Origin of the sequence: Streptomyces sp. DSM 15324, from assembly GCF_001514285.1 — a bacterium.
In the GTDB taxonomy this organism is placed as follows: domain Bacteria; phylum Actinomycetota; class Actinomycetes; order Streptomycetales; family Streptomycetaceae; genus Streptomyces.
This window is the reverse complement of sequence record NZ_KQ949039.1, coordinates 107717-125407: the sequence shown is the minus strand read 5'-3', so window position 1 is coordinate 125407 and position 17691 is coordinate 107717. Positions and strand designations below refer to the sequence as shown.

General features: G+C 73.8%; 20 protein-coding genes and 1 pseudogene. 10 read left to right on the top strand and 11 right to left on the bottom strand.

Going from position 1 to position 17691, the window contains the following annotated elements:
* Positions 1-38 precede the first annotated feature (38 nt).
* From AQJ58_RS37500 to AQJ58_RS37480, 6 genes and pseudogenes are all read left to right on the top strand, one after another.
* A complete protein-coding gene (locus tag AQJ58_RS37500; protein WP_067258824.1) occupies positions 39-1040 on the top strand; it encodes a DEDDh family exonuclease in 1002 nt (333 codons plus the stop codon).
* 80 nt (positions 1041-1120) lie between these two features.
* Positions 1121-1354 carry a hypothetical protein gene (locus AQJ58_RS37495; RefSeq protein ID WP_079061473.1) on the top strand — a complete coding sequence of 78 codons (234 nt, stop codon included), beginning with the start codon at positions 1121-1123 and terminating at the stop codon, positions 1352-1354.
* A 60-nt stretch (positions 1355-1414) separates the two neighbouring features.
* Positions 1415-2209: an SURF1 family cytochrome oxidase biogenesis protein gene (locus AQJ58_RS37490; RefSeq protein WP_067258748.1), complete on the top strand. Its 795-nt coding sequence runs from the start codon at positions 1415-1417 to the stop codon at positions 2207-2209.
* 174 nt (positions 2210-2383) lie between these two features.
* Positions 2384-2452, top strand: a pseudogene (locus tag AQJ58_RS46085) (hypothetical protein); the annotation flags it as partial.
* 170 nt (positions 2453-2622) lie between these two features.
* Complete coding sequence (locus AQJ58_RS37485; protein WP_067258746.1) at positions 2623-4410, top strand: glycoside hydrolase family 15 protein; 1788 nt, start codon at positions 2623-2625, stop codon at positions 4408-4410.
* Between the two features lie 5 nt (positions 4411-4415).
* Positions 4416-5171, top strand: coding sequence for an SDR family oxidoreductase (locus AQJ58_RS37480; protein WP_067258744.1), 756 nt, complete (start codon positions 4416-4418; stop codon positions 5169-5171).
* Between the two features lie 16 nt (positions 5172-5187).
* Here AQJ58_RS37480 and amaP read toward each other — a convergent pair whose 3' ends face one another.
* Genes amaP through AQJ58_RS37455 form a run of 5 tightly spaced genes read right to left on the bottom strand, consistent with a single transcriptional unit; the run spans position 5188 to position 7495 of the window.
* On the bottom strand, positions 5188-5775 hold the full coding sequence (gene amaP, locus AQJ58_RS37475) for an alkaline shock response membrane anchor protein AmaP (RefSeq protein ID WP_067258742.1): 588 nt from the start codon (positions 5773-5775) through the stop codon (positions 5188-5190).
* On the bottom strand, positions 5772-6410 hold the full coding sequence (locus tag AQJ58_RS37470; protein ID WP_067258740.1) for a DUF6286 domain-containing protein: 639 nt from the start codon (positions 6408-6410) through the stop codon (positions 5772-5774). The genes amaP and AQJ58_RS37470 overlap by 4 nt, the downstream gene beginning before the upstream one ends.
* Positions 6407-6790: an Asp23/Gls24 family envelope stress response protein gene (locus tag AQJ58_RS37465; protein ID WP_067258739.1), complete on the bottom strand. Its 384-nt coding sequence runs from the start codon at positions 6788-6790 to the stop codon at positions 6407-6409. The genes AQJ58_RS37470 and AQJ58_RS37465 overlap by 4 nt, the downstream gene beginning before the upstream one ends.
* The gene (locus AQJ58_RS37460) at positions 6787-6972 is read right to left on the bottom strand and encodes a hypothetical protein (protein ID WP_067258738.1); all 186 of its coding nucleotides are present in this window, start codon (positions 6970-6972) and stop codon (positions 6787-6789) included. Before AQJ58_RS37460 ends, AQJ58_RS37465 begins: the two co-directional genes overlap by 4 nt.
* 40 nt (positions 6973-7012) lie before the next feature.
* Positions 7013-7495, bottom strand: coding sequence for an Asp23/Gls24 family envelope stress response protein (locus AQJ58_RS37455; RefSeq protein ID WP_067258732.1), 483 nt, complete (start codon positions 7493-7495; stop codon positions 7013-7015).
* An 88-nt stretch (positions 7496-7583) separates the two neighbouring features.
* On the opposite strand from AQJ58_RS37455, the gene AQJ58_RS37450 reads away from it, so the two are divergent.
* Positions 7584-8303: a nucleopolyhedrovirus P10 family protein gene (locus AQJ58_RS37450; RefSeq protein WP_067258731.1), complete on the top strand. Its 720-nt coding sequence runs from the start codon at positions 7584-7586 to the stop codon at positions 8301-8303.
* Between the two features lie 17 nt (positions 8304-8320).
* Here AQJ58_RS37450 and AQJ58_RS37445 read toward each other — a convergent pair whose 3' ends face one another.
* The 3 genes from AQJ58_RS37445 to AQJ58_RS37435 all read right to left on the bottom strand — a co-directional run bounded on the left by AQJ58_RS37445 (position 8321) and on the right by AQJ58_RS37435 (position 11407).
* Positions 8321-9124, bottom strand: coding sequence for an enoyl-CoA hydratase/isomerase family protein (locus AQJ58_RS37445; protein ID WP_067258727.1), 804 nt, complete (start codon positions 9122-9124; stop codon positions 8321-8323).
* A 127-nt stretch (positions 9125-9251) separates the two neighbouring features.
* Positions 9252-9473, bottom strand: coding sequence for a helix-turn-helix domain-containing protein (locus tag AQJ58_RS37440; RefSeq protein WP_004002281.1), 222 nt, complete (start codon positions 9471-9473; stop codon positions 9252-9254).
* A gap of 335 nt (positions 9474-9808) precedes the next feature.
* Positions 9809-11407: an ABC-F family ATP-binding cassette domain-containing protein gene (locus AQJ58_RS37435; RefSeq protein ID WP_067258725.1), complete on the bottom strand. Its 1599-nt coding sequence runs from the start codon at positions 11405-11407 to the stop codon at positions 9809-9811.
* A 157-nt stretch (positions 11408-11564) separates the two neighbouring features.
* Between AQJ58_RS37435 and AQJ58_RS37430 the strand changes: the two genes are divergently transcribed.
* Positions 11565-11975: a VOC family protein gene (locus AQJ58_RS37430; protein WP_067258723.1), complete on the top strand. Its 411-nt coding sequence runs from the start codon at positions 11565-11567 to the stop codon at positions 11973-11975.
* A 51-nt stretch (positions 11976-12026) separates the two neighbouring features.
* Here AQJ58_RS37430 and AQJ58_RS37425 read toward each other — a convergent pair whose 3' ends face one another.
* The 3 genes from AQJ58_RS37425 to AQJ58_RS37415 all read right to left on the bottom strand — a co-directional run bounded on the left by AQJ58_RS37425 (position 12027) and on the right by AQJ58_RS37415 (position 15971).
* Positions 12027-13463 (bottom strand): hypothetical protein, encoded by a 1437-nt coding sequence (locus tag AQJ58_RS37425; protein ID WP_199844779.1) that lies wholly within the window; start codon positions 13461-13463, stop codon positions 12027-12029.
* 170 nt (positions 13464-13633) lie between these two features.
* Positions 13634-14770, bottom strand: coding sequence for an alpha/beta hydrolase (locus AQJ58_RS37420; RefSeq protein WP_067258718.1), 1137 nt, complete (start codon positions 14768-14770; stop codon positions 13634-13636).
* Between the two features lie 547 nt (positions 14771-15317).
* A complete protein-coding gene (locus tag AQJ58_RS37415) occupies positions 15318-15971 on the bottom strand; it encodes a class II aldolase/adducin family protein (RefSeq protein ID WP_067258716.1) in 654 nt (217 codons plus the stop codon).
* Positions 15972-16134: 163 nt separating this feature from the next.
* On the opposite strand from AQJ58_RS37415, the gene AQJ58_RS37410 reads away from it, so the two are divergent.
* A complete protein-coding gene (locus AQJ58_RS37410) occupies positions 16135-17397 on the top strand; it encodes an inorganic phosphate transporter (RefSeq protein ID WP_067258715.1) in 1263 nt (420 codons plus the stop codon).
* 34 nt (positions 17398-17431) lie between these two features.
* Complete coding sequence (locus tag AQJ58_RS37405; protein ID WP_067258713.1) at positions 17432-17653, top strand: hypothetical protein; 222 nt, start codon at positions 17432-17434, stop codon at positions 17651-17653.
* The last annotated feature ends 38 nt before the right edge of the window (positions 17654-17691 follow it).

Genomic DNA, 17691 nt, shown 5'->3' with positions numbered 1-17691 from the left:
GTCACCGGTGTCGGCGGCGCCCCGTATCCTCAATGACCATGCTCGCAGACCAGACGACCGCAGCGTCCTCCCCCACGGAGTGGCCGGCCGCGTATCCCCAGGGGTACGCGGTCGTTGACGTGGAGACCACCGGACTGGCCCGGGACGACCGGATCATCTCCGCCGCCGTGTACCGGCTGGACGCGCGCGGTGAGGTCGAGGACCACTGGTACACGCTGGTCAACCCGGAGCGCGACCCGGGGCCGGTGTGGATACACGGTCTGACGAGCGAGGCACTGGAGGGCGCCCCGCTCTTCCAGGACGTGGCCGAGGAGTTCGCGGAGCGGCTCGCGGGGCGGGTGCTCGTCGCGCACAACGCGGTCTTCGACTGGCAGATGATCGCCCGGGAGTACGCGCGCGCGGAGCGCGAGGCGCCGGTGCGGCAGCGGCTGTGCACCATCGCCCTCTCCAAGGAGCTGCGGCTGCCGCTGCCCAACCACAAACTGGAGTCGCTCGCGGCGCACTTCGGCGTGGTCCAGCGACAGGCGCACCACGCCCTCGACGACGCGCGCGTCCTCGCGGAGGCGTTCCGGCCGAGCCTGCGGGCCGCGGCGGCGGGCGGGGTGCGGCTGCCGCTGCTGGAGTGCCGGCCGCTCACGGAGTGGACCGACGGACCCGCGGCCCGCATCGGCCGCCAGGGCGGCGGCGGTTACGGCGGCGGCTACGGCGGCCGGCCGAGCAGCTGGCGGCCCTCGCGCAAGCGGCCCGTCTGTCCGTACCCCAACCCCGGGCGGTACGAAGACGGCAAAAGGCTCAAGCAGGGCATGCGGGTGGCGTTCTCGGGCGACACGTCCGTGGAGCGCGAGCTGCTGGAGGACCGCGCCACCGAGGCGGGGCTGCATGTGGCGACCAGCGTGTCCCGGCTGACCAGTCTGCTGGTCACCAACGATCCCGACTCGGGCACGTCGAAGGTGGTGAAGGCCCGTCAGTTCGGGACCCCGGTGGTGGACGAGGCGGCGTTCGGGCAGCTGCTGCGCGATGTCGAGGCAGCCGACGGGTGAGCCGTACGTACGGGTGATTGCCGGACGACTCGCCCACCGCCCGCTCGCCCGCGCGCGGGTGAGCGCTCACCCTGTGGCGCATGGCGAGATGCGAAGTTTGCGGCAATGACTACGGAATGACCTTCGAGGTGCACGCGCAGGGCGCCGTGCACGTCTTCGACTGCTTCTCCTGTGCGATTCATCGCATGGCCCCGATCTGCGAGCACTGCCGGGTCCAGATCATCGGCCAGGGCGTCGAGGTCGAGGGCCACTGGTACTGCGGCGCCCACTGCGCGCGGGCCGAGGGGAAGGCGGGGATCATCGACCGCGTCTGACGCGCCCGTCTTCGGCACCCCTGCGACAGCACCCCACGACCCGAGAGGTACGGTCGTGGGGTGTACCGCTTCCTGTTGTCCCGGCAGTGGGTGATCCTCACGCTGGTCGCCCTGCTGCTCATCCCCACGATGATCCGGCTGGGCTTCTGGCAGATGCACCGCCACGACGAGCGCGCCGCGCGCAACCAGCTCGTCACCGACGCGCTGTCCGCCGAGCCGGTGCCGGTGGAGCGGATGACGTCCCCGGGACACACCGTCACCCGTGACCAGCGCTACCGCGCGGTGACCGCGACGGGCACCTTCGACACCGCGCACGAGGTCGTCGTACGGCGCCGGGTCAACGCCGACGAGACGGTCGGCTTCCACGTCCTCACCCCGTTCGTGCTGACGGACGGCAAGGTGCTGCTCGTCAACCGGGGGTGGATCCCGGCGAACGGCGCGAGCCAGAGCACGTTCCCGAAGATCCCCGCGCCGCCCGCCGGCGAGGTCACCGTCACCGGGCGGCTGATGCCCGACGAGACGACGGCGGCGAGCGGCATCAAGGACCTCAAGGGGCTGCCGGACCGGCAGATCATGCTGATCAACAGCGAGGAGCAGGCGCGGCGGCTCGGCGAGCCGGTGCTGGGCGGGTACATCGCCCAGACGGCGCCCGAGCCGAAGGGCGGCACCCCCGAGCCGGTCGGGAAGCCCGGCAGCGAGGACGCTGCGCTGAACTTCGCCTACGCCATCCAGTGGTGGCTGTTCGCGGCGGGCGTCCCGGTCGGCTGGGTGGTCCTGGTCCGCCGGGAGCGCCGGGAGCGTGAGGCGGCTGCCGCCTCGGCGCAGGCGGAGGAAGCGGCACCGGCTCCGGTGTAGCGCCCGCGCCGCTCCCGCCCGTCCTCCGCCGGGAGCGCCGGCTCGCGGTGCCGGGCGGGAAGGTGTAGCAGGGCGTCGACCAGCACGCGCCGGTCGTCGCGCAGCAGCGGGGCGCTCTCGGCGGAGGGCGGCCGTCTCGTCGGCTCTCTGCATACGGCGGGCCGTCGCCGCGAGGTGGTGGGCGGCGTGCGCCGGTACCCGCGCGAACCGGCCGGCGAGGCCGCGTACGACCGCCACTGCGCCCGGCACCACCGCCACCACCCGCGGGCCCCGGTACCGACCCGCCGGGAGTACCAGCCGGTGCGCGCCCCGGAGGGGGTCTCCCCGGGGACCGAGGACGCGGTGAGCGGGGTGTCACTCCCCCGGCCCCACCCCCTGATTGCCCGCCCGGCCCACCGGGAACCCGCAGGGACGTGCACCCCCGTATCGAGGACTACGCCCTCATCGGCGACGAACAGACCGCGGCCCTGGTCGGCCGCGACGGCTCGGTCGACTGGCTCTGTCTGCCCCGCTTCGACTCCGCCGCCTGCTTCGCCCGCCTGCTGGGCAACCGTGAGAACGGCCACTGGCGCATCGCCCCCAAGGGCGTCGACCGGGCCTGCACCCGTCGCGCCTACCGCCCCGACACCCTCGTCCTCGACACCGAGTGGGAGACCGACGGGGGCGCGATCCGGGTCACCGACCTGATGCCGCAACGCGACCGCCATCCCGATCTGGTCCGGATCGTTGCGGGGCTGCGCGGCCGGGTCACCGTCCGCAGCGATGTGCGGCTGCGCTTCGACCACGGCTCGATCGTGCCGTGGATGCGCCGGGCGGACGGCCACCGGGTGGCGGTCGCCGGGCCGGACTCGGTCTGGCTGCGCAGCGAACCGGCCGTGCGCACCTGGGGCGAGAACTTCGCCACCCACTCCGAGTTCACCGTCGGCGCGGGCGAGTCGGTGGCCTTCGTCCTGACCTGGCACCCCTCGCACGAACGGCGTCCCCCGCTGATCGACCCGCGCGAGGCACTGCGCTCCACCGAGGAGGACTGGCGGGCCTGGGCCGCGCGCTGCCGCTACGACGGCCCGCACCGGGACACCGTGGTCCGCTCCCTGATCACCCTGAAGGCGCTCACCTACCGGCCCACCGGGGGCATCGTCGCCGCCCCGACGACCTCCCTGCCCGAACAGCTCGGCGGGGTGCGCAACTGGGACTACCGCTACTGCTGGCTGCGCGACTCCACCCTCACGCTGGGCGCGCTGCTGGAGGCCGGCTACCACGACGAGGCCGAGGCGTGGCGGGACTGGCTGCTGCGGGCCGTCGCCGGGGACCCGGCCGACCTCCAGATCATGTACGGGCTCGCGGGTGAGCGCCGGCTGCCCGAGATCGAGCTGCCGTGGCTGTCCGGCTACGCCCGCTCCAGCCCGGTACGCGCGGGCAACGAGGCCGTGAACCAGCTCCAGCTGGACGTCTACGGCGAGGTCATCGACTCCCTGGCGCTGGCCCGTGCCGCGGGCCTGCCGACCAAACCGCATGTGTGGTCGATCCAGTGCGCGCTGATGAGCTGGCTGAGCGAGCACTGGCGGCAGCCCGACGAGGGGCTGTGGGAGGTGCGCGGGGGGCGCCGCCAGTTCGTGCACTCGAAGGTGATGGTGTGGGTGGCCGCCGACCGCGCGGTCCGTGCCCTGGAGGAGAACCCCGAGCTGAAGGGGGATCTGGAGGGCTGGCGGGCGATGCGCGAGGAGGTGCACCGGGAGGTGTGCGAGAAGGGCTACGACGCGGAACGCAACACCTTCACCCAGTCCTACGGCTCCCGGGACCTCGACGCCGCCCTGCTGCTCATCCCGCGTCTGGGTTTCCTGCCGCCGGAGGACCCGAGGGTGGTCGGCACGGTCGACGCGGTCCGCGCGGAACTGGGGCACGGCGGTCTGGTGCGCCGCTACAGCACCGACGGGACGACCGTGGACGGACTGCCCGGGGACGAGGGCACCTTCCTGGCCTGCTCGTTCTGGCTGGCGCACGCGCTCCAGGAGACGGGCCGCCCCGAGGAGGGGCGGGAGCTGTTCGAACGGCTGGTGGGCCTCACCAACGACGTGGGCCTGCTGGCCGAGGAGTACGACCCCGTCGCCGGCCGGCATCTCGGCAACTTCCCACAGGCCTTCAGCCACCTCGGCCTGGTGAACACCGCCCTCGCCCTGTTCGGGGGCGAGGAGGCAGGATAGGGGCCATGGATCTTGGACTGAAGGACCGGGTGTACGTCGTCACCGGGGCCACGCGCGGACTCGGCAACGCGGCGGCGCGCGAACTCGTCGCGGACGGCGCGAAGGTGGTCGTGACGGGGCGGGACGAGGAGCGCGTCGCGCGGGCGGCGGCCGAGCTGGGGCCGAACGCGGCCGGGGTGGCCGTCGACAACGCCGACCCGCGGGCGGCGGAGCGACTGATCGCCACGGCCCGGGAGACCTTCGGCGCGCTGGACGGGGTGCTGGTGAGCGTGGGCGGGCCGCCGCCGGGGTTCGTCGCGGACAACACCGACGAGCAGTGGCAGGCGGCGTTCGAGTCGGTGTTCCTCGGGGCGGTGCGGATGGCGCGGGCGGCGGCGGCCGAGCTGGAGCCGGGCGGGGTGATCGGGTTCGTGCTGTCCGGGTCGGTGCACGAGCCGATCCCGGGGCTGACGATCTCCAACGGGCTGCGGCCGGGGCTCGCGGGCTTCGCCAAGTCGCTCTCCGACGAGCTGGGGCCGCGCGGCATCCGGGTCGTGGGGCTGCTGCCGTCGCGGATCGACACCGACCGGGTGCGGGAGCTGGACGGGCTGTCGGCCGACCCCGAGGCGACCCGGGCGGCGAACGAGTCCCGGATCGCGCTGCGGCGGTACGGCACGCCGGAGGAGTTCGGCAGGACGGCGGCGTTCCTGCTGTCGCCGGCCGCGTCCTACCTCACCGGGATCATGGTGCCGGTGGACGGCGGGATGCGGCACGGGTTCTGAGGCCGGGACCGGGGCTTCACGTCACCCTCGCCGCCTTGTGCTTCGCCGCCGCCAGGCGTACGTCCGCCGGGAGCCTGTGCAGGGCCGCCGAGTCCCGTGCGTGCGCCAGGGACCGGTCGGCCAGGTCGCGCAGGGCCGTTCCCGGGTCCACATGGGGTTCGAGGCGCAGCCGGACCCGGGTCTCGGGGGCGTCCCTGCGGCCCGTCAGCTGGACCTGGGCGTCGGACACCCCCTCCTGGGCGGCCGCGTCCGCCGCCAGCACCGACTGCAGGGCGCGGCCCCGCAGCAGTGCGCCCGCGCCGTCGCCGGTGTCCACCAGGACCTCGGCGAGCCGGTGGCGGCGCAGCACCGACGTGAGCCACCACAGCGCGAGCAGGACGAGGACGGCGAGGACGGCGATGACCGTCGGCCACCACCAGCTCTCGTCGCTCCACTTCGTGCGTTCGGCGGTGCTGAGCAGGACGTCGTGGGGGCCGTCGTGGATCCACCAGGAGGGCGGCGGGACCCCGAGGCCCACGGCCAGCACCGCGCCGCCGACGGCGAGGAGCACCAGTCCGACGAGACCGAGCAGCACCCGGTTGACGGTCCTGAGCACGCTCCTCACCCCTTCTTCCCGGGCCGCCGCACCTGCAGCGTCAGCCGCGGCGGCCGTACGAGGCCCAGTCCCCGGATCGCCTGGGTCAGCACGGTGTCGAGGTCGGCGTGGACGGCGTCCAGGTCGCGGAAGTGGGAGAGCGCGCGGACGTCGGCCCGGCGCCGGTGGGCGCGGACCCGTACCGACTGGACGCCGGCGACCTCCATGGCCCGGTCGCGCAGCACCAGCGCCACCGCGTCCCGGTGCAGGCCGGCCCGTACGTCGGGGTGGATGCGGCGCATCGGCAGGACGGACCGCAGGCCCGGGGTGACGGCGAGCAGGACCAGCCACAGGCCGAGGGCCGCCGCGACACCGGCGCCGACGAGCACCCAGGTGTCGTCGAGGGGGCGTTCGGCGAGCTGGGTGGCGAGTTCGCGGCGCCAGGCGAGGGCGGGCCGGCCGGCCCGGACCGCGCAGACGTCGTAGAGGAAGGCGCCCGTGACGACGAACAGCGCGGCCGCCACGATCGCGGCCGGGACGCGGCGGGCGGACCAGAAGCGGTGCACCTCGCCGGTGCCGGAGGCCTCGGGCGGGTCGCCCTCCCGCGGGGGTTTCTCCAGGACGGGCAGGGGGGTGGTGCCCTCCGGGCCCCGGGGCTCGCTCATCGCGTCCTCCCGTGTGGCGCGCCGAGGGCCGCTGTCAGGTGCAGCTTCTCCACCTGGACGGCGACCTCCGGAACCTGCATTCCCACCAACGCGCCTACCCGCTCGGTGACATGTCGACGCACCGCGTGGCAGCGGGGGCCGAGGTCGGTGGGGTAGTCGAGTTCCAGGTGGACGTGGAGGTGCGCGGCGTCGTGGTGGATCACCACGGTGGCGTGCGGGCGGGCCGCTCCGGGGGACAGCGGGCGGATCGCCTCCAGTGCGGCCTGGGCGGCGATCTTCGCCACGACCCGGTCCGCGATACGGGTGGCGCCGCGCTCGCCGGGCGGGACGTCGGCGGGCCGTCGGGGGGCCGCGCCCGTCCCCTCGCTCACGGCCGTCACCTGCGCCGGTCGTCACGTGTGCGGAAGAAGTCCCCGACCTCCATGTCCCCTTCGAGGAGCCTGCCGACGACGAACCCGACGGCGCCGAGGGCGGCCACCAGGAGGAAGGCGCCGAATCCGCCGAAGTATCCGGCGAAGGCCAGCGCCATGCCGGCGATCATTCCGATCACGGCCCTGCTCATGCTGTGTTCCTCCGCTCGTCGGCCGGTACGTCCCGGTACGTCACTGGATGCGGGGCTCGGGCTCCTCGTCCTCCTCCTCGGGGAGCTTCACGTCGCTCACCGCGATGTTGACCTCGACGACCTCCAGCCCGGTCATCCGCTCCACCGCCGCGATCACGTTCTCCCGGACGTCCCGGGAGACCTCGGTGATCGACACTCCGTAGTCGACGACGATCTCCAGGTCGAGCGCGGTCTGCACCTCGCCGACCTCGGCCTTGACGCCGCGTGTCACGGACTTGGCCCCGCCGGGCACCCGGTCGCGCACCGCGCCGAAGGTACGGCTCAGACCACTGCCCATCGCATGGACGCCGACGACGTCCCGGGTGGCGAGGCCCGCGATCTTCTCCACGACCCCGTCGGCGATGGTGGTCCGCCCCCGGGTCGAGGGGTCACCGCCGCCGCGCCGGGTCGGCTTGCGGGCGGAGACGGTCTCCGTGCCGCCGCCCGTGCCCTGCGTCCGGGCCTGCTCCGTTGCCTCAGTCATGGCCGTACGTCCTTTTCGGTCGTCGTCCCTTCGACCACGGTAAGCGCGGTTGCCCCGCCGCGCGCCCGGGATGCGGCAGGCTGGAGGAATGGACGGGTCGACGAGTGCGACGAGTGCGGTACGGCAGCGGCTGGGCCTGGGCAGGCTGGTGCCCCTGGGCGGTCCGCGCGACGGGGCGTGGATCACGGAGGAGGCGGCGAACGGCGTCCTGCGGGCGGCGGTCCGGGAGGTACCGGGGGTGCGGCTCGGGGTGCTGCGGCTGGCGCCCGCCGACCCGGACGATGCGGCGGAACCCGTCGTACCGCCTCCGCCGAGCGGGCTGCCGCCGGGGGCCCTTCGGGTGACGGCGGACTTCGCGGCGTCCCCCGCGTGGCCGCTCCCCGCCACGGCGGGCCGGGTGCGTGAGGCGCTGGCGACGGCGGCCGGGCGGCTCGGTCTGACGGTCACGGAGGTCGACCTGCGGGTGACGGACCTGCTCGACGGGGACGAGCCGGCCCCGCGGCCGGCGGCGCCCCCGGCCGCGGCGCCCACCGGGCCGCCGCTCACCGGCGGGGAAGCGCTCGCGGGGGAGGCGGCGCTGTCCGTGCCGGGGGTGACGGGCCTGACCGGGGCGCTGGGCAGAGCGGTGCGCCTGGAGAGCGTCGCCTCCCCGGGCGCCGTGGCGCTGCCGCACCGGCACGCCCGCGTGGAGATCACGGTCGGCGCGGACCACCGGGCCGTGGACGTGGCACGGCAGGTCCGCGCGGCGGTGAGCCAGGCGCTACCGGATCACCCGACGGTCACGGTGCTGGTGACCGGGGTGGGCTGACGGGCGGCGCCCGTCATTCATTCGCCGAGGCCGGCCAGGTCGCGCAGCCGCCGCGTCTGTGCGGCCCGTTCGGCGGCGCGCTGCTCGTCGTAGGTGCGGTCCGCGGCGCCGCGCAGCAACGCCTTCGTCTCGATCACGGCCTCGCGCGGGGCGGCCAGCAGCGCCGTGGCCAGTTCCCGTGCCGCCGCGTCGAGTTCCGGCGCGGGCACGGCGAGGTTCGCGAGCCCGGAGGTCACCGCCTCCTGGGCGCCGACGAACCGTCCGGTCAGGCAGATCTCGGCCGCCCGGCCGTAGCCGACGAGGGAGACGAGGGGGTGGGTGCCCGTCAGGTCCGGCACCAGACCGAGGCTGGTCTCGCGCATGGCGAACTGCACGTCGTCCGCGACGACGCGCAGGTCACAGGCGAGCGCGAGCTGGAAGCCCGCGCCGATGGCGTGACCCTGGACGGCGGCGACGGTCACGATGTCGTTGCGCCGCCACCAGGTGAAGCCCTCCTGGAACCCGGCGATGGCGGCGTCGAGGTCGGCGTCGCCACTGCGCGCGAGGTCGATGAAGGAGGGTTCGCCCTCGATCCCCTCGGGCGTGAACATCTGCCGGTCGAGGCCGGCGGAGAAGGACTTGCCCTCACCGCGCAGCACGACCACCCGGACGGAGCCCGGCAGCAGCCGCCCGGCCTCGGCGAGCGCCCGCCACATCGCGGGGCTCTGCGCATTGCGCTTGGCCGGGTTGGTCAGCGTCACCGTGGCGAGCGCGTCGTCGACGGTGAGCCGTACGCCGTCCTGGTCGAGCAGGGGAACGAGTTCCTGGTCGGGCGTGGCCATGGGGCGCCTCCGATGCGTGCGGTCAGTCAGCGGTCAGCTGGTGAACAGCTAAGTGACTGCACAGTAACCACCCGGCCGATCGGAGAACCGACCGGGTGGCACCATCGAAGCCGGCGGGCCGCCCGGGTCAGGACGAGGCGGCCTTCTTGCCTCGCGTCGCACCGCCACGCCCACGGAGCGTGACGCCCGACTCGCTGAGCATCCGGTGTACGAAGCCATACGAGCGGCCGGTCTCCTCGGCCAGCGCCCGGATGCTCGCACCGGAGTCGTACTTCTTCTTCAGGTCTGCCGCGAGCTTGTCGCGCGCGGCGCCGGTCACCCGGCTGCCCTTCTTCAGAGTCTCGGCCACCCGTGCCTCCTCATGGGAAGTGCGCTCTGGTCCCCTCATGATCACCCCTCCGGGGCCCGATGGCCACCCATTCGGCAAGGTCCGTGCGAGAGCGTTGTGACGACAGGAGCGCGTCCCCACAACTGGAACCTGTGATTCCACCCTGCGATGTTCGTACGGCCGAACGGGTTGTTCCGAGAAGCAGCAGGTCAGAGCAGCACCACGGCCGACCCCCGGTCATCGCGGGGCTCGGCCGTGACATGGATGTAGGACACACCTCGATACGAGGAGATCTCACACAGATGATGGATCACCGCTAGGCCGAATGATCCATACGCCGTGGATCAGGTCCCCGGTCAGGCCAGGGCGACCAGATCCGCGTAGTCGGAACCCCACAGGTCCTCGACACCGTCGGGCAGCAGGATGATCCGCTCGGGCTGGAGCGCCTCCACCGCGCCCTCGTCGTGGGTGACGAGGACGACCGCGCCCTTGTAGGTGCGCAGCGCGCCGAGGATCTCCTCACGGCTGGCGGGGTCGAGGTTGTTGGTGGGCTCGTCGAGCAGCAGGACGTTCGCCGAGGAGACCACCAGGGTCGCGAGGGCGAGCCGGGTCTTCTCGCCGCCGGAGAGGACGCCGGCGGGCTTGTCGACGTCGTCGCCGGAGAACAGGAACGAACCGAGCACCTTGCGCACCTCGACGAGGTCCATGTCGGGGGCGGCGGAGCGCATGTTCTCCAGGACCGTGCGGTCCGGGTCGAGGGTCTCGTGCTCCTGCGCGTAGTAGCCGAGCTTGAGGCCGTGACCGGGGCGGACCTCGCCGGTGTCGGGCTGCTCCACGCCGCCCAGCAGCCGCAGCAGGGTGGTCTTGCCGGCGCCGTTGAGGCCGAGGATGACGACCCGCGAGCCCTTGTCGATGGCGAGGTCGACGTCGGTGAAGATCTCCAGCGAGCCGTACGACTTCGACAGGCCCTCGGCCATCAGCGGGGTCTTGCCGCAGGGCGCGGGCTCGGGGAAGCGGAGCTTGGCCACCTTGTCGGAGACCCGCACCGCCTCCAGACCGGCGAGCAGCCGGTCGGCGCGCTTGGCCATGTTCTGCGCGGCGACGGTCTTGGTGGCCTTGGCGCGCATCTTGTCGGCCTGCGAGTGCAGGGCGGCGGCCTTCTTCTCGGCGTTCTGCCGCTCGCGCTTGCGGCGCTTCTCGTCCGCCTCGCGCTGCTGCTGGTAGAGCTTCCAGCCCATGTTGTAGACGTCGATCTGGGAGCGGTTGGCGTCCAGGTAGAACACCTTGTTGACGACCGTCTCGACCAGGTCGACGTCGTGGGAGATGACGATGAAGCCGCCGCGGTAGGTCTTGAGGTAGTCGCGCAGCCAGACGATCGAGTCGGCGTCGAGGTGGTTCGTCGGCTCGTCGAGCAGGAGCGTGTCCGCGTCGGAGAACAGGATGCGGGCGAGCTCCACACGGCGGCGCTGACCGCCCGAGAGGGTGTGCAGGGGCTGGCCCAGCACCCGGTCGGGCAGGTTGAGGGCGGCGGCGATGGTGGCGGCCTCGGCCTCGGCGGCGTACCCGCCCTTGGTGAGGAACTCCGTCTCCTGGCGCTCGTACTGGCGCATCGCCTTGTCCCGGGTGGCGCCCGTGCCGCCTGCGATGCGCTGTTCGTTCTCCCGCATCTTGCGGATGAGGACGTCGAGGCCGCGCGCGGACAGGATGCGGTCGCGGGCGAGGACGTCGAGGTCGCCGGTGCGCGGGTCCTGCGGGAGGTAGCCGACCTCGCCGGAGCGGGTGACCTGGCCCGCGGCGGGGATGCCCTCACCGGCCAGGACCTTGGTCAGCGTCGTCTTGCCCGCGCCGTTGCGCCCGACCAGGCCGATGCGGTCGCCCTTGGCGACACGGAAGGAGGCGCTCTCGATGAGGATGCGGGCACCGGCGCGCAGCTCGATGCCGGAGGCGGAGATCACGGTCAGACTCCTGTGCGGGGTCGGTGGCGGGTTGGGCGGCTGAGGACGTTCCCGCCGTCTAATGCGCGAGGAGAATGGCCATGAGGCCATTCTAACGGCCCCGTGCAAGCACTTTTTCTGGGTTCAGGTGTTCGATCTTGACTGGGGAGTGATCTGCATGACAGGCGCGAGCGGCCGTCCGAGCGTCTACCCCACGCTGCTGTACGCCGACGCGAAGGCGGCGATACGGCAGCTCACCGAGGCCTTCGGGTTCACCGAGCTGTCGGTGTACGAGGGCGAGGACGGGGCCGTGATGCACGCCGAGCTGGTGCAGGGCAACGGCGCGGTGATGCTCGGCTCGAAGGGCCGCGGCGGGGTCTTCGACACGGCCATGAAGGACGCGGGCCCGACCGGGGTGTACGTCGTCGTGGACGACGTGGACGCGCACCACCGCCGGGCCGTGGAGCAGGGCGCCGAGGTCCTGATGCCCCCGACGGACCAGGACTACGGTTCCCGGGACTACCTGGCCCGCGATCTGGAGGGCAACCTCTGGAGCTTCGGCACCTACGCGCCGGACATCCAGACCTGACGGCCCGGGGCCCCGCGAGGCCCCGGCCGGGCCGGCCCTGCCGCCGGGTGCTCAGCCGCCCGTGTGCACCTGGAAGGCGGCCCGGCGGACGGCCTTGGCCAGCGCCGGGTCGGGGTGCGCGGCGGCGAGCGCCACCAGGACCTGCACGGTGCGGGGGTGTCCCACGGCGCGGACCTCGGCGAGCAGCGCGGGCACGGTCGGCTGGAGCGCGGACTCCAGGTGCCGGACCAGCATCGGGGCCTCGCCGTGGTCGGCGACGGCGGCGGCGGTGTCGACCCACAGCCAGGTGGCCTCCTCGCGGGTGAGCACCTCGTGGGCGTCCTCGGGGTCGACGCCGTCGTGCTCGGCGAGCCAGAGCAGCGCGTACGGTCTGAGGGCCGCCACGTCCACGACCGCCCGTACGTCGGGCTCGGCGGGGGCGCCCACGACGCGCAGCGCCTCGAAGGCCAGGCCGCGCAGCAGGGCGTCCTCGCCGCGGGCGGCGACGAGCAGCTCGGTGACGGCGCTGCCGACGGGGCGGGCGGCGAGCCAGGCGCGGTACTCGGCGCGGGCGGCGTTGGGGCGCAGCTGGGCGCAGCCGCGCAGCATGTCCTCGGCGGACTGCTCGATGTTGCCGGCCGGGCTCTGCGCGGCGACGCAGATCTGCTCCAGCTTGACCCACACCGCCCAGTTGCCCAGCGGGGTGAGGGTGGCCTGGCCGTCGCCGCAGGTGAGGGCGCCCACGGAGGCGAGCGCGTGCAGGGCCCAGTCGAGCAGGGGGGCCAGCTCGGCGTCCCGGGCGGGCTCCGCGGGGTCGGCGTCGGCGGAGGGGCCGGGGGCGGTGGGGGCCGGCGGACCGGCGGCGTCGGCGGCGTAGGGGACCTCGCAGCGCTCGGTGCGCAGCTCGGTGACCCGCTGGCGCAGCAGGTCCAGCAGCTGGTCCACGGGGACGGGTCCGGCGGACAGCTGGAGGAAGGAGAGCACCTGGGGCATGGCCGAGACCACCTCGGCGACGGCCGCGGGCTCCTCCTCGGCGGGTTCCGGGGTGGCGAGGGACCAGGCGTCGAACAGGGCGACCCAGCCGCGCAGGACGGCGGTGTCGTCGCGGTCCCAGGCGCGCAGCCGCCAGCCGGGGCGGGCGCTGTCGCCGTGCACCTCGACGAGGCCCGCCAGCCGGGCGGTGTCCCAGTCGTGGCGGACCTGATCGGGGGTCAGGGCCAGATCGCGGGCCGCCCGTTCGGCGGTCGCGTCGGAGAGCGTGGCCTTGCCGTCCGCGGTCGCGGCGTCACCGCCGGGGCCGAGGACGCCGTCGGCCCAGCGCGCGACACGGGCCGCGGCGGCCAGACCTGAGCGTGCCATTCTGGCCAGCTCCGCCGGGGCCGGAGTGCCCTCCGGGGGGCGGGGCGCGGGGCGGCGCGGGCGCCGCTGGTTCACAGCTGTGGGGGCGGCGGCCAGGGGTCGCGGGCGGACGAGTCGAAGCCTGGAGTCGCGCGGGATACGGGACGTCACGGGGGCAGTCTTCCGGTTGACGGTCCGAAAACCCAAACGGAATGTCACCGCGGGCGACGGGACTGGCCAACGCACGGGGCCCGAGAAGCGCCGAGGAGACGGGTTCAGGCCAGTGGTACGGGCTTAAACGGAACCTTCGGGACCGGTACGGCGGGGAGGGGCCGCGCGGTTCAGCTGAGGGGGGTGAGGAAGCGGCGGAGGGCCTCTTCGTAGGCCGTGGGGTCCGCGTTCCACATGGCGCCGTGCGGGGCCTGCGCGACGGTGTGGAGGGCGACCAGGTCGGGGCGGCGGGCGGCGAGGCGCCGGGAGACGTGCCAGGGGGCCACGGTGTCGTCGGGGCCGTGGAAGATCAGGGTCGGCACGGTGAGCGCGGCCGGGTCGGCGATGTCGTCGCCCGCTCCGTCGGGGGTGGTGTGCAGACCGGTGCGGCCCTGGGCGGCGCGGACGGCGAGCGGCAGCAGCACGCCGGGGGTGTGCCGGGCGGCGGCCAGGGCGCGCAGGGTGGACGGCCAGTCCAGCACCGGGGAGTCCAGGACGAGCCCGGAGACGAGGTCGCGCAGTCCGGAGCGGGCGGCGGCGCGCAGGGCCATGGTGGCGCCGGTGGACCAGCCGAGCAGGACGAGGCGCTCGGCGCCGTAGCGGACGGCATAGCGCATGGCCGCGTCCAGGTCGCGCCACTCGGTCCGGCCGAGGTGGTTGAGGCCGTCGGTGGGGCGGGGGGCGCCGAGGTCGCCGCGGTAGGACAGGGCGAGTACGGGGAAGCGGCGTTGGTGCAGGAAGCCCAGGAGGTTCAGGGCCTGTTCGCGGGTGGTGCCGAGGCCGTGCACCGCGATGACCCAGGTGCGGCGGGCGCCGGGGACGAACCAGGCGGGCAGGTTGCCGAGTTCGCCGGGTACGTCGATGTCGGCGTGGTCGAGGCCCAGGGTGCCGCTCGGGGTGCCGACGTGGAGGTTGGGGGTGAGCCAGACCGCGTCGCCGGGGTCGAGGGTGCCGTGCGTCACCCGTTCGAGGCGGCGGACGACGGTGTCGGCGGAGTGGGCGGCACCGGCGACGACGGGGCCCACGACCGCGTGGGAGCCGTCGCCGGCGAGGCCGTAGGTCCCGGGGCGCAGGCTGGCGAGGTGCCGGGTGAGGGTCACCTGGCCGGCGGCGGTGCCGTGCACGGTGAGCCGGGGTTCGGTGGGCAGGGGTCGGCCGGGCGGCGCCTTGAGGGCGGCGTCGCTGGCGAGCCGGCCGGCGGCGACACTGGCGGCGCCGGCGGCCAGGGCTGCGGTGACGGCGGCGGCCGTCGCGGTGACAGTGCGCACCCGTCCAGTGTCCTGGCCATCCCTCTCGACGGCCAGTGGGGGCGACGTGGGTTGTGAGGGGCGAGGGGGGGGCCACGGGGTGAGGTGAGGGGCGAGGGGGAGTGAGGGGCGGCGGGGGTGCGGGAGGTTCGGCACCGCCGGTGTGCGCCGTCTGGGGCTGGGCACCGTCGCGGCGGCGAGACCCGACCGGCTGAAGAACAGGCGCCGGGACGAAAACACCGGCCCAAAACAGGGCGACAGGCGACGCCACCGGCAGGAGAGGGCGACGAAGGCGGGCAGGCTGCGGCGGCGAAGGTGCCGGAGGTTCGGCACCGCCCGTATGCGCCGTCTGGGGCTGGGCACCGTCGCGGCGGCGAGACCCGACCGGCTGAAGAACAGGCGCCGGGACGAAGGCACCGGCCGAGGGAAGGACCGCGGGACAGCCGGTGTCCGAGGGGAAGGCAGCGGGAGGAAGGCACCGGCCGAGGGAAGGGCAGCCGGGACGGAGTCACCGGGCGGAAAGCGGGCAGCCGGGGCGTGGGCGGCCGTCGGGGGGATCGGGGGCGGGTCAGCGTTGGCCGTAGGTGTGTAGGCGGGTGGCCGCCTCGGCTATCTGGGCGGGCGTCAGGAGGGTCGGGGTGTGGCCGGGGACCGAGGACGCGGTGAGCCAGAGGTGGCACATCCACTCCAGCTGGGCCGTTCGGTCGAAGGCCTGGTCGAGCGTGGCGCCGTAGGTGAGCGTGCCGTGGTTCTGGAGGAGGCAGCCGGTGCGGTCGGCCAGGGCGCGCAGGGCGTGCTCGGCCAACTCCTCGGTGCCGTAGGTCGCGTAGGGGGCGACCCGGACGGGGCCGCCGAGGGCGCCGGCCATGTAGTGGACGGTGGGGAGCTCGGCGACGAGGGTCGAGACGGCGGTGGCGTGCACGGCGTGCGTGTGTACGATCGCCCGCGCGTCGGTGTCGCGGTACACGGCCAGGTGCAGGGGCAGCTCGCTGGTCGGCACGAGGGTGCCGCGGACCTGCCGGCCGGTGAGGTCGACGCCCGTGACGTCGTCGGGCGTGAGACGGTCGTAGGGCACGCCCGACGGGGTGACGAGCACGGTGTCGCCGACCCGCACGGAGACGTTGCCCGAGGTCCCGACGACGAGGCCGTCCGTGACGGTGCGGCGGGCCGTCGCCACCAGCGCCGCCCAGGCCTGCCGTTCGTCGCTCAGATGTTCACCCATGCCCCCGATCCTGCCAGTGCGCGAGGCACTCGACACGGGGAGCTACCGAGTGAGGAGTGTCTCACTCCACAAGGACACCTTGACGCCCATCCCAGTTCACCTTCCGTTCACTCAGGTTACTTAACTTCAACGAACCAATGACTTCGAACGATTGCCTGGGTAAATGGAAAGCTTCTCGCTGATCCTCGCGATTGTGGTGATCACCGCACTCGCGTTCGATTTCACGAACGGTTTCCACGACACCGCCAACGCGATGGCCACCACCATCTCGACCGGTGCACTCAAGCCCAAGGTCGCGGTGGCCATGTCCGCCGTGCTCAACCTTGTGGGCGCCTTCCTCTCGGTGGAGGTCGCGAACACGATCTCCAAGGGTCTCGTCGACGAGACCGGCATCCGTCCCGAGGTCATCTTCGCCGCCCTGGTCGGCGCGATCCTCTGGAACCTGCTGACCTGGCTGGTGGGACTGCCCTCCAGCTCCTCGCACGCCCTCATGGGCGGCCTGATCGGCGCCACCATCGCCTCGGCGGGTCTGGGCGCGGTGCACGGTGACGTGCTGGTCACCAAGGTCCTGATCCCGGCCGTCGCGGCCCCGATCGTGGCGGGCGTCGCCGCGATGCTCGCGACCCGGCTGTCCTACACCCTGAGCAGGAAGGCCGACGGCAAGGCCGCGGCGAAGGGCTACCGCGCGGGCCAGATCGCCTCGGCCGGCCTGGTCTCCCTGGCGCACGGCACCAACGACGCGCAGAAGACGATGGGCATCATCACCCTGGCCCTGGTCGCGGGCGGCGCCGTCGCCCCCGACTCGGACCCGCCCACCTGGGTCATCCTCTCCGCCGGCCTGGCCATCGCGCTCGGCACCTACCTCGGCGGCTGGCGCATCATCCGCACCATGGGCAAGGGCCTGACCGACCTTCAGCCGCAGCAGGGCTTCGCCGCCCAGACCAGCGCGGCCACGGTCATCCTGGCCTCCTCCCACCTCGGCTTCTCCCTGTCGACCACACACTCCGTCTCCGGTTCGGTGATGGGCGCGGGCCTGGGCCGCACGGGCGGTGTGGTCCGCTGGTCGACGGCGACCCGGATGTTCGTGGCCTGGGGCCTGACGCTCCCGGCGGCCGCCCTGGTCGGCGCGCTGGCCGAGTCGGTCACCGGCCTGGGCGACTGGGGCACCGCGGTGGTCGCGGTCTTCCTGATCGCCTCCAGCGCCGCGATCTGGAAGGTCTCCCGCCGCGAGGTCGTGGACGCCTCGAACGTCAACGCGACCGAGGAGCCGCCCGGCGTCGTCACCACGGCGATCGCGGCGGTCACCCCGCCCCCCGCGGGCACGGTCACCGAGGACCTGACGGCCACCATCCCGTCCCCGGCCGCGACGGCCACCACGGTCACCCCGGCGGCCACCACCACCGAGCCCACGGCTCCGGCCGCCTGAGCCCGCCCACCCGGTACGAAGGAAGAGAATCAGCATGGACATCGACTGGGCGGCCCTGGGCTCCGTGTTCGGCGTCAGCCTCGTGGTCACGGTGGGCCTGGTGGCCCTGTTCACCCTCGGCGTCATGGGCCTGTCCCGCCAGGAGCGGGCCACCGCCGAGGGCGGCTCGGCCGGCCTCGCGGTGACGGGCGCGTACGTGTGCTTCGCGGCCTGCGCGGCGGCGGTGGCGTACGGGATCTCACTGATCGTCGCCTGACCCGCTGCGCCGACTCCGAAGGGGTGCGGGACGGATCG